This is a genomic window from Streptomyces sp. NPDC020884 (assembly GCF_044333935.1).
Lineage (GTDB): Bacteria > Actinomycetota > Actinomycetes > Streptomycetales > Streptomycetaceae > Streptomyces.
The window spans coordinates 366,458-380,316 of record NZ_JBIRRY010000005.1; the positions used below are offsets into that span (position 1 = coordinate 366,458).

Consider the following 13,859-nt stretch of genomic DNA (forward strand, 5'->3'; position numbering starts at 1 on the left):
TCAATGGTGAGTCGGAGGCCCGTAGGGTGTCAACCCTGTGGATAACTGAGTGGTGATCGACGGTGATCGGGGCGGGATGGATTCGGACCACGACAGGGGCTCTGCGGGCGGGGGAAAGGACGCCTGGCCGCAGGCGTTGAACCGGCCGGCGGAAGCGCAGGACACCCCCGAAGCCATATCGCCGACGCCCTCGGCGCCGGTGGCCGAGCCCCCCGCCACCGGCCGGGGCATAGCCGGGCTCTCCTTTCCCTACCAGGTGGTCGCGGCCCTGGCGCTGTCCCTGATCGGGGTCCTCGCCTGCACGCAGGTGGCCATGGCGTTCCTGCACGTCGCCCCGTCGAACACGCTGACCAAAGAACACGGCAAGACGATCGACCGCTGGATCTACCCGGAGTTCGAGCAGAACTGGAAGCTCTTCGCGCCCAACCCGCTCCAGCAGAACGTCGCCGTGCATGTGCGGGCCGAAGTGGTGGGGGCCGACGGCCGCCGCACCACGCGCTGGATGAACCTCACCCATGAGGACAGCGAGGGGATACGCGGCAGTTTCTTCCCCAGCCATGTGGACCAGAACGAGCTCCGCCGGGGCTGGGACTTCTACGTCAACTCCCACGACAGCGAGAACCGCCCCAACGGCCTGCGCGGGGATCTCTCCGAGCGCTACATCCGGCGCATCACGATGCTGCGGCTGAGCGAGCGCGACTACGGCGGCACCATCGAACGCATTCAGCTCCGCTCGGCCACCAGCTCCATCGCCCCGCCCCCGTGGAGCAACGAGAAGATCAGTACCCGGCCCGTCCACCGCGTACTCCCCTGGTGGACCGTGGCCCCGGACGATCTCCCCGCCCGCGAGGCGGAACGGCGCCGGAGCGCGGCGCAGGGCGTGGAGGAGAACCGGTGAGCATCCCCCCGCCCGCGACCCCGCGGGACGCGGCCCGGCAGTCCACGGGCCCCCGCCCGGCCGCGCCCCGCTTCGGCGGCTCCGGCGACGGCCTGGCCCGTGCCCTCCAGCGCGTCACCGCCTCGGCCCTCGGCCCCTACCAGAGCGCCGTCGTCCGGATCGGTTTCGCCGCCACCTACCTCTTCTTCCTGCTGCGCGAGCTGCCGAACCGCCATGAGCTGTACGGCCCCGACAGCCCGTGGCACTGGGACCTGGCCCGCCAGCTCACGAACGGCAACGAGGCCTTCTCCGTCCTGATGTGGACCGACAGCACGGTCTGGTTCGAGGCCGTGTACGTCCTCACGCTGCTGTCCGCCGCGGCGCTGATGCTCGGCTGGCGGACCCGGACCATGTCCGTCCTCTTCATGGTCGGCGTGCTCTCCGTGCAGAACCGCAGCATCTTCATGGGCGACGGCGGCGACAACGTCGTCCACCTCATGGCGATCTACCTGGTGCTCACGCGCTGCGCCCAGGTCTGGTCGCTGGACGCCCGCCGTGCGGCGCGCCAGGCGCGGCGTGCCGCCGCGGGCCTGCCGCCCCTGCGGGACATCGTGGGCCCGGTGCTCTGGGTGCTCCTCGGCCCCGTCCTCGTGGCGGCCACCTCGCTGGGCGGTCTCGGCGGCACCTGGTGGCTCCCCGCCCTGCTGTGGACGATCTGGCTCTCCGCCGCCGCCTGGTGGGCCGTGAACCGCTACCTGCCGCACGGCGAGCCACGCACCCTGCTCGATGTGCTGGCCAACCTCGCGCACAACGCCACGCTCGCCGTGATCATGGCCGAGGTCTGCCTGATCTACGCGACCGCCGGCTGGTACAAGATCCAGGGGTCGCGCTGGCAGGACGGCACCGCGCTCTACTACCCGCTCAATCTCGACTACTTCACCCCGTGGCCCGCCCTCTCCGACATCCTGGGCGCCAGCGGGCTGATGGTGATGGTGCTGACGTACGGCACGGTCATCGTCCAGGTCGCCTTCCCGTTCACGCTGTTCAACCGGCGGGTCAAGAACGTCCTGCTGGTCGCGATGATCTGCGAGCACGCGGGGATCGCCCTGCTGCTGGGTCTGCCGTTCTTCTCCATGGCGATGATCGCGGCCGACGCGGTGTTCCTGCCGACGGCCTTCCTCGTGTGGCTGGGCGGCCGCGCCACGATCGGCAGGCGGCAGCTGGTCTCCCGACTGCCCGGCCGCTCCCGTACGCCGGGGAAGCCCGGGGCGCCCGGCGGCGTACCCGGATCGGCGGACCCCCCGGAGACCGGATCGGCGGACGGCGGTACGGAGGAGCCCCGGCTCCAGGGCGGCGGCGGGGGCCATACGCTCGTCGGGTGAGCAGTGAGACCGGCAGAACCCAAGAACCCCCGGCAGCGGTGGACCCGACCAGGCCCGGGGGCGTCCAGCCCGACGCCGCCCCGACGGAGCCCGTTCCGGCGGAGCCCCTTTCGGCGGAGCCCCTCCAGTACGACGACGGGTACGGCCAGCCGATCGGGGTCGGGCCGCATCCGCTGCCCTGGCCCGAGGGCGAGCGCTACGACCCCGAACTGCTGGCCCAGGGCGACCGGCGCAACGTCGGCGACGCGTACCGCTACTGGACGCGGGAGGCGATCGTCGCCGATCTCGACCTGCGGCGGCACGACTTCCACGTGGCCGTGGAGAACTGGGGCCACGACTTCAACATCGGCTCGGTGGTGCGGACCGCCAACGCCTTCCTGGCCAAGGAGATCCACATCGTGGGCCGGCGGCGCTGGAACCGGCGCGGCGCCATGGTCACCGACCGCTACCAGCATGTGCGCCATCACCCCGACACGGCGGACCTCACCGCGTGGGCGGCCGCCGAGGGGCTGCCGATCATCGGGATCGACAACCTCCCCGGCGCAGTGCCGCTGGAGCGCACCGAACTGCCGCGCCGGTGCGTCCTGCTGTTCGGGCAGGAGGGACCGGGCCTGACCGAGGAAGCGCGCGAGCACGCCACGATGGTGTGCTCGATCGCGCAGTTCGGCTCGACCCGGTCGATCAACGCCGGCGCCGCCGCGGCCATCGCGATGCACGCGTGGGTGCAGCGCCACGCCGATGTCCCGGACCCGCGAGAGACCCGCTAGTCAGGCCTGGCGGCGCACCTCCACCACGCGGAAGCGGTTGGCGACGAAGGCTCCGTCGCACAGCGCCGCGTTCGCGGCGGGGTTGCCGCCGGAGCCGTGGAAGTCGGAGAAGGCCGCGGTCTGGTTGACGTAGACCCCTCCGGTCAGGTTCAGCGAGAGCTGGGCCGACTCGTCCAGGCAGACCTCCTCGATCGCACGCTCCACCTCGGGGGACGTGGTGTACGCGCCGACCGTCATCGCCCCCTTGTCGCGGATCGTGCGGCGGAGCAGCTCCAGGGCGGCGGACGTCGACTCGACGGCGACGGCGAAGGACACCGGCCCGAAGCACTCCGAGAGGTAGGCCGCGCCGTCGTCGGTCTTGGTGCCGTCGAGCTTCACGACGACCGGCGTACGGACGACCGCGTCGGGGAATTCGGCGTTCGCGACCGTCCGCGAGTCCAGCGCCACCTCGCCGAGCTCCCCGGCCGCCTCCACCCGGGCCCTGACGTCCGGGTTGACCAGCGCGCCGAGCAGGGCGGCCGCGCGGGCGTCGTCGCCGAGCAGCCCGGTGACGGCGGCCGCGATGTCGGCGACCACGTCGTCGTAGGACTTGGCGCCGTCGTCGGTGGCGATGCCGTCCCGGGGGATCAGCAGGTTCTGCGGGGTGGTGCACATCTGGCCGCTGTACAGCGAGAGCGAGAACGCCAGGTTGGAGAGCATGCCCCGGTAGTCGTCGGTGGAGTCGAGGACGATGGTGTTGACGCCGGCCTTCTCCGTGTAGACCTGGGCCTGGCGGGCGTTGTCCTCCAGCCAGTCGCCGAAGGCGGTGGAGCCGGTGTAGTCGATGATCCGGATCTCGGGGCGGACCGCCAGGGTCTTGGCGATGCCCTCGCCGGGCCGCTCGGCGGCCAGCGCGACCAGATTCGGGTCGAAGCCCGCCTCGCTCAGCACCTCACGGGCGATGGACACCGTGAGAGCCAGCGGGAGCACCGCGCGCGGGTGCGGCTTCACCAGCACCGGGTTGCCCGTGGCGAGGGAGGCGAAGAGGCCGGGATAGCCGTTCCACGTGGGGAAGGTGTTGCAGCCGATGAGCAGCGCGACGCCGCGGCCGGACGTGATGAACGACTTGTGCAGCTTCAGCGGATCGCGCTTGCCCTGCGGCTTGGACCAGTCGGCCGTCTCCGGGGTGCGGACCTGCTCCCGGTAGGCGTACGCCACGGCTTCCAGGCCGCGGTCCTGGGCGTGCGGGCCGCCCGCCTGGAACGCCATCATGAAGGCCTGGCCGCTCGTGTGCATCACCGCGTGGGCCAGCTCGTGGGTGCGGGCGCTGATCCGCGAAAGGATCTCCAGACAGACCAGGGCCCGGATCTCCGGACCGGCCGCCCGCCAGGCGCCCGTGCCGGCCTTCATCGCCGGAAGCAGGACGTCCAGGTCGGCGTGCGGATACTCGACGCCGAGCTCCGGCCCGTACGGCGAGACCTCGCCGCCGGTCCAGCCGTCGGTGCCCGGCTGCCCCAGGTCGAGCCGGGCGCCCAGCAGTGCGTCGAACGCGGCCTTGCCCTCGGCGGCTCCGAGACTGCCCGGGGCGCCGCCCTCGCCGTAGGCCTTCGGGTGCTCGGGGTGCGGCGACCAGTACGCGCGGGTACTGATCACGTCGAGGGCCTGGTCGAGCGTGGGCCGGTGGGTCTCGGACAGCTGCTGGGGGGTGAGCGCGGCGGCCATGGCGGACCAACTCCTCATCGAGCCGGGCGGGGACGTACGGACGGAGTTAGAGTAACCGAACGATCGGTCGGGACAAGGGGCCCCCGGGAAACCTGTGGACAACTTCGATGGTCCCCGCCTGTGCGGGGCTGATCCCTCATGGGGGAGGATCGCGGACATGACCACGGCCAAGCGGGACACGTACACACCGGAGACTCTGCTGACCGTCGCCGTTCGTGTCTTCAACGAGCGTGGCTACGACGGCACGTCCATGGAGCACCTCTCGCGGGCGGCGGGCATCTCGAAATCCTCCATCTACCACCATGTGGCGGGCAAGGAGGAGCTGCTGCGCCGGGCCGTGAGCCGGGCGCTGGACGGTCTCTTCGCCATCCTCGACGAGCCGGGGGCGCTGCGCGGGCGCGCGGTCGAGCGGGTCGAGTACGTCACGCGCCGGACCGTCGACGTGCTGATGGCCGAGGTCCCCTACGTCACCCTGCTGCTGCGCGTGCGCGGCAACACGAAGACGGAGCGCTGGGCGCTGGAGCGGCGCCGCGAGTTCGACCAGCGGGTGTCGGAGCTGCTGCAGGCCGCGGTGGCCGAGGGTGACCTCCGGGCGGACGTGGACATACGGCTGGCGACCCGGCTGCTGTTCGGCATGGTGAACTCGCTGGTCGAGTGGTATCGGCCGCAGTCCGGCGGCTTCCCGGGGGAGGAGCAGCTCGCGGACACGGTGGTCCAGCTGGCCTTCGAGGGGATGCGGGCGAACGGCCGCTGAGCCCGCCGCTGCCGGTCGTCCTCCCGCCTCCCGCCGACGCGGTCAGGCGAGCTCGGCCGGCCGGTCCGGGCGCGGGCCGAGGTCCGTCTCCTCGAACACCAGCAGCGTGCGCGTCGAGAGCACCTCGGGGATGGACTGGATCCGGGTGAGGACCAGCTCGCGCAGCGCCCGGTTGTCCGGCGTGTGCACCAGGAGCAGCACGTCGAAGTCTCCGCTGACCAGGGCGAGGTGCGTGGCCCCGGGCAGCGCCTGGAGCTGCTCGCGCACGGTGCGCCAGGAGTTCTGCACGATCTTGAGCGTGATGTACGCGGACGCCCCCTGGCCCGCCCGCTCGTGGTCGACCCGCGCGCCGAAGCCGCGGATCACGCCGTCCTCGACGAGCCGGTTGATACGGGCGTAGGCGTTGGCGCGCGAGACGTGGACCCGTTCGGCCACGGACCGTATCGAGGCGCGGCCGTCCGTCTGGAGGATGCGCAGGATGTCGCGGTCGATGGCGTCCAGCGGTCGGGCGGGCGGAACCGGGGGTTCCGTCGCCGGGCCCGCGGGGGCGGCCGGCGGCGTGGCCGGGGGCGCGGCCTGGCCCGGCTCCCTGCCCTTGTCGGCCATTTGTTCAGCTGCCATCTGCCCGCGCCTCCCTGTTGTGGACGACCTGCCCCTATCCCAGGCTGTGGAGAACCGTTTGTCCACAGGCTGGCGGCGCCTGTAGCCAAAATGCGCTCGCGACCGAACAATCGGTAGGTGAGGCGCACCACATCCGTGCCTCGCCCGCCCCTCGACATCTCGCTTCATATCGACACCCCCGATCGACACCCCTCGATCTCCCTCGATGCCAGGAGGTGCTTCTCATGACGGTCCAAGAGCTGCCCGGCGCGGCCGCCTACCGGCCCACGCCGCCCCCGGCCTGGAAGCCGATCACCGACCCCGCCCCGCTGCTCCCGGACCCGGAGCCCTACCGGGTGCTCGGTACGGACGCGGTCGCCGACGTCGATCCCGAGCTGTTGCTCCGGCTCCACGCCGAGCTGGTCCGCGGGCGCCGTTACAACGCCCAGGCCACCGCGCTGACGAAGCAGGGCCGGCTGGCGGTCTACCCGTCGAGCACCGGCCAGGAGGCGTGCGAGATCGCCGCCGCCCTGGTCCTGGAGGAGCGCGACTGGCTCTTTCCCAGCTACCGCGACACGCTGGCGGCCGTCGCGCGCGGTCTGGACCCGGTCGAGGCGCTCACCCTGCTGCGCGGGGACCGGCACACCGGTTACGACCCGCGCGAGCACCGCATCGCCCCGCTGTGCACCCCGCTGGCCACCCAGCTCCCGCACGCCGTGGGGCTGGCACACGCCGCCCGGCTCAAGGGCGACGACGTGGTGGCGCTCGCGATGGTCGGCGACGGCGGCACCAGCGAGGGCGACTTCCACGAGGCGCTGAACTTCGCGGCCGTCTGGAAGGCCCCGGTCGTCTTCTTCGTCCAGAACAACGGCTTCGCGATCTCCGTGCCGCTGGCCAAGCAGACCGCCGCCCCCTCCCTCGCCCACAAGGCCGTCGGATACGGGATGCCGGGCCGCCTCGTCGACGGCAACGACGCCGCCGCGGTGCACCAGGTGCTCAGCGAGGCCGTGGCACGGGCCCGGCGCGGCGAGGGCCCGACCCTGGTCGAGGCCGTCACCTATCGCATGGAAGCCCACACCAACGCCGACGACGCCACCCGCTATCGGATCGACAGCGAGGTCGAGGCCTGGAAGGCGCACGACCCGGTGCGCCTGCTGGAGCGCGAGCTGACGGGCCGCGGACTGCTGGACGACGCGGGCATCGAGCAGGCGAAGGAGGCCGCCGAACGGATGGCCGCCGCGCTGCGCGACCGGATGAACGCCGATCCTGAGCTGGCGCCGATGGACCTGTTCACCCATGTCTACGCCGAGCAGACCGGCCAGCTCCGGGAGCAGGCCGCCGCGCTGCGCGCCGAGCTGGACGCCGAGCAGGACCACGACGAGCACGGCGCGGAGGCGGGACGATGAGCACCGCGGCAGTGACGGCCGGCGGACGTACGGCGAAGGCGAAACCGGCCACGATGGCTCAGGCCCTCGGGCGGGCGCTGCGCGACTCGATGGCCGAGGACCCCACGGTCCATGTGCTCGGCGAGGACGTGGGCACGCTCGGCGGGGTCTTCCGGATCACCGACGGGCTGGCGAAGGAGTTCGGCGACGACCGCTGCACCGACACCCCGCTGGCCGAGGCGGGCATCCTCGGCGCGGCCGTCGGCATGGCGATGTACGGGCTGCGGCCCGTGGTGGAGATGCAGTTCGACGCGTTCGCCTACCCGGCGTTCGAGCAGCTGATCAGCCATGTCGCCAAGATGCGCAACCGCACCGGTGGCGCGATGCCGCTCCCCATCACCGTCCGGGTGCCGTACGGCGGTGGGATCGGCGGGGTCGAGCACCACAGCGACTCCTCCGAGGCGTACTACATGGCCACACCCGGCCTGCACGTCGTCACGCCGGCCACGGTCGACGACGCGTACGGGCTGCTGCGGGCGTCGATCGCCTCGGACGACCCGGTGGTCTTCCTGGAGCCGAAGCGGCTCTACTGGTCCAAGGCCGACTGGTCCCCCGAGGCCCCCGCCGCGGTGGAGCCGATCGGCAGGGCCGTGGTGCGCCGTTCCGGGCGCAGCGCCACCCTGATCACGTACGGTCCCTCCCTGCCGGTCTGCATGGAGGCCGCGGAAGCGGCCCTCGCCGAGGGCTGGGACCTCGAAGTGGTCGACCTGCGCTCGCTGGTGCCGTTCGACGACGAGACGGTGGCCGCGTCGGTGCGGCGCACCGGGCGCGCGGTCGTCGTCCATGAGTCCCCCGGATTCGGCGGGCCCGGCGGGGAGATCGCGGCCCGGATCACGGAGCGGTGCTTCCACCACCTGGAGGCCCCGGTGCTGCGGGTGGCCGGGTTCGACATCCCCTATCCGCCGCCCATGCTGGAGCGGCATCATCTGCCGGGAGTGGACCGGGTGCTCGACGCGGTGGCCCGGTTGCAGTGGGAGGCGGACAGCTGATGGCGCAGGTGCTCGAGTTCAAGCTGCCGGACCTCGGTGAGGGACTGACCGAGGCGGAGATCGTCCGCTGGCTGGTGGAGGTCGGCGACGTCGTCGCCATCGACCAGCCCGTCGTCGAGGTCGAGACGGCCAAGGCCATGGTGGAGGTGCCCTGCCCCTACGGGGGTGTGGTGACCGCACGGTTCGGCGAGGAGGGGGCGGAACTCCCCGTCGGCGCACCGCTGCTGACGGTCGCGGTCGGGGCCCCGGACGGGCTGGATCTCTCCGGTCCGTCCCCGTCGTCCTCCGGTTCCTCCGTCCCGGCCGGCTCTGACACGGAGTCCTCGGGCGGGTCGGGGAACGTCCTCGTGGGGTACGGGACCGGCGCACCGGCGGCACGCCGTCGGCGCATTCGTCCCGACCGGCTCGACCGGGCGGTGGCCGACGCCGTCGTGACCGCCCCGGCGAAGGCGTCCGTCACGGCTCCCGCCCCGGCGAAGGCGTCCGTTACGGCCCCCGCCCCGGCGACGGTTCTCGTGACGGAACGGCAGGGCCCCGTGGCGGTGGTCTCTCCGCTGGTACGCCGACTGGCCAGGCAGCACGACATCGATCTCCGGCGGCTGGCGGGTTCGGGTCCCGACGGGCTCATCCTGCGCGCCGACGTCGACCGGGTGATCCGGGAGGCGGAGGAGACCGTGGCGGCGCGGGCATCTGCGGCCCAGGCGCCTGCGGCGGTCGCGGCCCCGGTCGGCGCTCCCCCGGCACTCGCGGGGGCGGGGCCGAGTGGCCCGGCCGCTCCGGCCGCCGAACGGATTCCGCTGCGCGGGGTGCGCGGAGCGGTCGCCGACAAGCTGTCGCGCAGCCGGACCGAGATCCCGGACGCCACCTGCTGGGTCGACGCCGACGCCACCGAGCTGATGGCGGTCAGGGCCGCGATGAACGCCGCCACGGGCCCGTCCGCCGGACCGAAGGTGTCGGTGCTGGCTCTGCTGGCGAGGATCTGCACGGCGGCGCTGGCCCGGTTCCCCGAGCTCAACTCCACCGTGGACACCCAGGCCCGGGAGATCGTCCGGCTGCCCGGCGTGCACCTCGGGTTCGCGGCCCAGACCGAGCGGGGCCTCGTCGTTCCCGTCGTCCGGGACGCGCACACCCGTAACGCCGAGTCGATCGGGGCGGAGGTCGCCCGGCTGACCGAGCTGGCGCGGACCGGGAAGCTGAGCCCCGCCCAGCTGACCGGGGGCACGTTCACACTGAACAACTACGGGGTGTTCGGGGTCGACGGCTCGACGCCGATCATCAACCACCCGGAAGCGGCGATGCTCGGCGTCGGCCGGATCATGCCCAAGCCCTGGGTGCACCGGGGCGAGCTGGCCGTACGTCAGGTCGTCCAGCTGTCCCTGACCTTCGACCACCGGGTCTGCGACGGCGGAACGGCGGGCGGCTTCCTCCGGTATGTGGCGGACTGCGTGGAGCAGCCGGCGGTGCTGCTGCGCACCCTGTAGCCGCGCATCCGGCTGCTCTCCGGACGCGCCCCTCCGGGCCAGGGTCCTGCGGCCACCCCGGCGGGGGCGTCGCTCCGGTGCGCCGCCCATACTCGACGGATGACCGCCTATGACGTGATCGTCCTTGCCGGCGGGGCCGCGAAGCGGCTCGGCGGCGCCGACAAGCCAGGAGTCCGGGTGGGCGGCCGGGCGCTGCTCGACCGGGTCCTCGCGGCCTGCCCCGACGCTGCCCGCACCGTGGTGGTGGGCGGTCGTCGTGCCACCGCCAGGCCGGTCACCTGGACCCGGGAAACACCCCAGGGCGGCGGCCCGTTGGCGGCCCTGGGCGCGGGGCTGCGGCTGACGACGGCGGAGCGCGTTCTCGTCCTCTCCGCCGACCTTCCGTTCCTCGGCCCGGGGACGGTCGACGCGCTGCTCGCCGCCGCCGGGCAGCCCGGCCGGGAGGGGGCCCTGTGCGTCGATCCCGACGGGCGTGACCAGCCGCTCGTCGCCGCCTACCGTGCCGAGCCGCTCCGCCGCGAGCTGGCCCTGATCGCCACCGAGTACGGGAGCCTCGCCGGGCTGCCGCTCCGGCTTCTGACGGCGGAGTTGGAGCTGGCAAGGGTCGACGCGGGTCCTGACGCCGCGTTCGACTGCGACACTTGGGACGACATCGCCGCCGCCCGAGCCCGGATCAGGGAGCATGGGGCCGTGCTGGACGAATGGATCACCTCGGTCAAGAACGAACTGGGAATCGAACTCGACGTCGACACCGATGTCCTGCTCGACCTCGCCCGTGACGCCGCGCATGGAGTCGCCCGGCCCGCTGCTCCGCTCACGACCTTCCTGGTCGGATACGCGGCAGCCAGGGCGAGCGCCGGCGCGGGGCCCGACGAGGCCGCCGCAGCGGTCGCGGAGGCCGCTCGCAGGGCCACCGCCCTCGCTCTGCGCTGGGAGGCGGAGACGAGCGCGGCGCCCGGGGCGGGGAGCGACGCGGCGGGCGGTCCGGCGGGCGAGGCGAAGCCCGACGCGGGCCGCGAGGGGACCGGGACACCATGACCGGCCCCGACCCCGTCGGCCCCGGGAGCGACCTCGCGCGCGAGGAGGAGGAGCGGGCCGTCGAGCAGGCGCTCGCCCTGGTCGGCGGGTCGAGGCTCGGCCCGAGCCGGAGCCCGAGCCGCAGCGCGGACGCCCCCGGCGGCACCCCCGGCGGCGACCTGGACAGCAGCCCCAACAGCCCCAACATTGCTACTGACAGCGCTTCTGGCAGCGCGCCCGGCAGTGACCCGGACAGTCGGCGCCCGCGTCCGGGGTCCCGTCCGGCCGACGGCACCTCCACCTCCCGGGCCTCCGACTCCCGGGCCTCCGCAGGAGATCAGCGCCCCCTGCCCGGCCGGGCCTCCTCGGGGGACCCCACGGGAGTCCCGCCGGAACCCCCCTCGTCCGACGGTGCACCCGTCCCCTCGCCGGAGGCCTGGCCTCCCGGGCTCGGGGACCGGCCTCCCGCTCGGGAGGCCCGGACCGACAGGCGCGTACGGCCTTCCGCCCCGCCCCTCTCCTGGGACCGGGCGCGCGTCGTCGCCGCGCGGGCGGGCCGGTCCGGGCCGACCGCCGTGGTCCGGCTGCCGCTCGACCGCGCGCTGGGGCACGTGCTGGCCGAGGCGCTCGGCGCGCTCACCGATCTGCCGTCCTTCGACACCTCGGCCATGGACGGCTGGGCGGTCGCCGGGCCGGGGCCCTGGGCGTTCGAGGCCGGGGCGGGGCTTCTCGCCGGACGCGGCCCGGCCACCGCGCTGCCCGACGGCACCGCCGTACGCATCGCCACCGGCGCCCGCGTACCGCCCGACACCACGGCGGTCATCCGCAGCGAGCACGCGCACCCCGACGAGGCCAAGGGGCTGCTGCACGCCCGGCGGCCCGTGGTCACCGGACAGGACATCAGGCCCCGGGGCCAGGAGTGCCGCTCGGGCGAGCAGCTCGTCCCGGCCGGGACCGTCGTGACCCCGGCCGTGCTCGGTCTGGCCGCGGCCGCCGGGTACGACGCGCTGCCCGCCGTGCCCCGGCCGCGCGTCGACATCCTCGTCCTCGGCGACGAGCTGCTCGCCGCCGGTCTGCCGCACGACGGGTTGATCCGTGACGCCCTCGGTCCCATGCTCGGCCCCTGGCTGCGGGCCCTGGGCGCCGAGGTCTCCGGGCCCCGCCGCCTCGGCGACGACGCCGGGGCGCTGCGCGATGCCCTGGCCTCCTCCGATGCCGACCTGATCGTCACCACCGGAGGCACCGCATCCGGTCCGGTCGACCATGTGCACCCGGTCCTCGACGCCCTCGGGGCCGAACTGCTGGTGGACGGGGTCGCCGTCCGCCCGGGTCACCCCATGCTGCTGGCGCGGCTGCCGGCTTCCGGACGGCAGGACGGTCCGTATCTGGTCGGGCTGCCCGGCAATCCGCTCGCGGCCGTATCGGGGCTCCTGACCCTCGCCGAGCCGTTGCTCGCGGGGATCGCGGGCCGCCCGGCCCAGGACGCGTACCGGGCCCTCGTCCATGCCGAGGTGCACGGGCATCCGCACGACACCCGCCTCGTCCCCGTGGTCCACCGCGCGGGCCGACCCGGCGGCCGGGACCATGTCGCTCCCCTCCGCTTCAACGGCCCCGCGATGCTGCGGGGGATTGCCGCGGCGGACGGGTTGGCCGTCGTGCCGCCGGGCGGGGTACGGTCCGGCACCGAGGTGGAGATTCTGGATCTGCCATGGGCCCCGGCGACGCCGTGGACAGAAGGGTGTTTCACGTGAAACTTCCCGGCCACGATGCGATGGCCAGGCGAGCCGACGAACTGGTCGTGCCGACCCGGGTGATGCTCCCCCGCCGGGTCGTCGACGGCCCGGCCCGCCAGGTCGGCAAGCGTCTGCTGATGGCGCTGCTCGTCCTGACCGCGACCGTGCTGATCGTCTGGCTCGACCGCAGCGGCTACAACGACACCGCCGACGGCAAGGTCGACCTGCTCGACGCGGTCTACTACGCGACGGTCACCCTCTCCACCACCGGATACGGCGACATCACGCCGTTCAGCGACGGAGCCAGGCTGATCAACGTGGTGCTCGTGACACCGCTGCGCGTGCTCTTCCTGATCATCCTGGTCGGTACCACTCTGGAAGTCCTCACGGAACGGACCCGGGAGGACTTCCGGCTGAAGCGTTGGAGATCCAACTTGCGTGACCACACCGTCGTCGTCGGCTTCGGCACGAAGGGCCGCTCGGCGATCCTGACCCTCTGCACCACCGGCCTGCGGAAGGACCAGATCGTCGTCGTCGATCCGGCCTCCAAGGTGATCGAGGCCGCCAACGCCGAGGGCTTCACCGGCGTGCTCGGCGACGCCACCCGCAGCGATGTCCTGCTGCGCGCCGAGCTCCAGAAGGCGCGTCAGATCATCATCGCCACTCAGCGCGACGACACCGCCGTCCTGGTGGCCCTGACCGCACGTCAGCTGAACCGCGGGGCGAAGATCGTGGCGGCGGTGCGCGAGGAGGAGAACGCGCCCCTCCTGCGACAGTCCGGCGCGGACGCCGTCATCACCAGCGCCAGTGCCGCCGGACGGCTGCTCGGCCTCTCCGTCCTCAGCCCCAGCGCGGGCACCGTGATGGAGGACCTGATCCAGCAGGGCAGCGGCCTCGACCTGGTGGAACGGCCGGTCATAAAGGCCGAGGTGGGCAAGAACGTCCGGGAGACGGACGACCTCGTCGTCAGCGTTCTGCGCGGGCACCGGCTGCTCGGTTACGACGACCCGGCGGCCAGTCCGCTGCAGTTGACGGACCGGCTCATCACCATCGTGCGGAAGAGCCCCTCCTCCGCCTCGGTGCCGCACAACTCGATGCCGCCGCGCCCCTGAA

Annotated in this window: 12 protein-coding genes; 10 read left to right on the forward strand and 2 right to left on the reverse strand. The window is 73.2% G+C overall.

All coding sequences use genetic code 11. The features are described from left to right. Positions 1-76 precede the first annotated feature (76 nt). Genes ACH4UK_RS18560 through ACH4UK_RS18570 form a run of 3 tightly spaced genes read left to right on the forward strand, consistent with a single transcriptional unit; the run spans position 77 to position 3,026 of the window. Positions 77-898, forward strand: coding sequence for a DUF5819 family protein (locus tag ACH4UK_RS18560; protein ID WP_398357493.1), 822 nt, complete (start codon positions 77-79; stop codon positions 896-898). After that, complete coding sequence (locus ACH4UK_RS18565; protein ID WP_398357495.1) at positions 895-2,259, forward strand: HTTM domain-containing protein; 1,365 nt, start codon at positions 895-897, stop codon at positions 2,257-2,259. Before ACH4UK_RS18560 ends, ACH4UK_RS18565 begins: the two co-directional genes overlap by 4 nt. Beyond that, the gene (locus ACH4UK_RS18570; RefSeq protein ID WP_398357496.1) at positions 2,256-3,026 is read left to right on the forward strand and encodes a TrmH family RNA methyltransferase; all 771 of its coding nucleotides are present in this window, start codon (positions 2,256-2,258) and stop codon (positions 3,024-3,026) included. The genes ACH4UK_RS18565 and ACH4UK_RS18570 overlap by 4 nt, the downstream gene beginning before the upstream one ends. On the opposite strand, the gene paaN is transcribed toward ACH4UK_RS18570, so the two are convergent. Continuing rightward, complete coding sequence (paaN, locus tag ACH4UK_RS18575) at positions 3,027-4,727, reverse strand: phenylacetic acid degradation protein PaaN (protein WP_398357498.1); 1,701 nt, start codon at positions 4,725-4,727, stop codon at positions 3,027-3,029. 157 nt (positions 4,728-4,884) lie between these two features. Between paaN and ACH4UK_RS18580 the strand changes: the two genes are divergently transcribed. Continuing rightward, positions 4,885-5,481 (forward strand): TetR/AcrR family transcriptional regulator, encoded by a 597-nt coding sequence (locus tag ACH4UK_RS18580; protein WP_398357500.1) that lies wholly within the window; start codon positions 4,885-4,887, stop codon positions 5,479-5,481. A 42-nt stretch (positions 5,482-5,523) separates the two neighbouring features. On the opposite strand, the gene ACH4UK_RS18585 is transcribed toward ACH4UK_RS18580, so the two are convergent. After that, on the reverse strand, positions 5,524-6,102 hold the full coding sequence (locus ACH4UK_RS18585) for an Lrp/AsnC family transcriptional regulator (RefSeq protein WP_398357501.1): 579 nt from the start codon (positions 6,100-6,102) through the stop codon (positions 5,524-5,526). Between the two features lie 224 nt (positions 6,103-6,326). Here ACH4UK_RS18585 and pdhA point away from each other — a divergent pair, with 224 nt between their 5' ends. From pdhA to ACH4UK_RS18615, 6 genes are all read left to right on the forward strand, one after another. After that, positions 6,327-7,487 (forward strand): pyruvate dehydrogenase (acetyl-transferring) E1 component subunit alpha, encoded by a 1,161-nt coding sequence (gene pdhA / locus ACH4UK_RS18590; protein ID WP_398357503.1) that lies wholly within the window; start codon positions 6,327-6,329, stop codon positions 7,485-7,487. Next, positions 7,484-8,515, forward strand: a complete 1,032-nt coding sequence (locus ACH4UK_RS18595; RefSeq protein ID WP_398357505.1) for an alpha-ketoacid dehydrogenase subunit beta — start codon at positions 7,484-7,486, stop codon at positions 8,513-8,515. Before pdhA ends, ACH4UK_RS18595 begins: the two co-directional genes overlap by 4 nt. Beyond that, a complete protein-coding gene (locus ACH4UK_RS18600; protein ID WP_398357506.1) occupies positions 8,515-9,996 on the forward strand; it encodes a dihydrolipoamide acetyltransferase family protein in 1,482 nt (493 codons plus the stop codon). Before ACH4UK_RS18595 ends, ACH4UK_RS18600 begins: the two co-directional genes overlap by 1 nt. A gap of 99 nt (positions 9,997-10,095) precedes the next feature. Beyond that, positions 10,096-11,034 carry an NTP transferase domain-containing protein gene (locus tag ACH4UK_RS18605; RefSeq protein ID WP_398357508.1) on the forward strand — a complete coding sequence of 313 codons (939 nt, stop codon included), beginning with the start codon at positions 10,096-10,098 and terminating at the stop codon, positions 11,032-11,034. After that, positions 11,031-12,764, forward strand: a complete 1,734-nt coding sequence (locus ACH4UK_RS18610; RefSeq protein WP_398357510.1) for a molybdopterin-binding protein — start codon at positions 11,031-11,033, stop codon at positions 12,762-12,764. The genes ACH4UK_RS18605 and ACH4UK_RS18610 overlap by 4 nt, the downstream gene beginning before the upstream one ends. Continuing rightward, positions 12,722-13,858 carry a potassium channel family protein gene (locus tag ACH4UK_RS18615; RefSeq protein WP_398357512.1) on the forward strand — a complete coding sequence of 379 codons (1,137 nt, stop codon included), beginning with the start codon at positions 12,722-12,724 and terminating at the stop codon, positions 13,856-13,858. Before ACH4UK_RS18610 ends, ACH4UK_RS18615 begins: the two co-directional genes overlap by 43 nt. Position 13,859 lies beyond the last annotated feature (1 nt).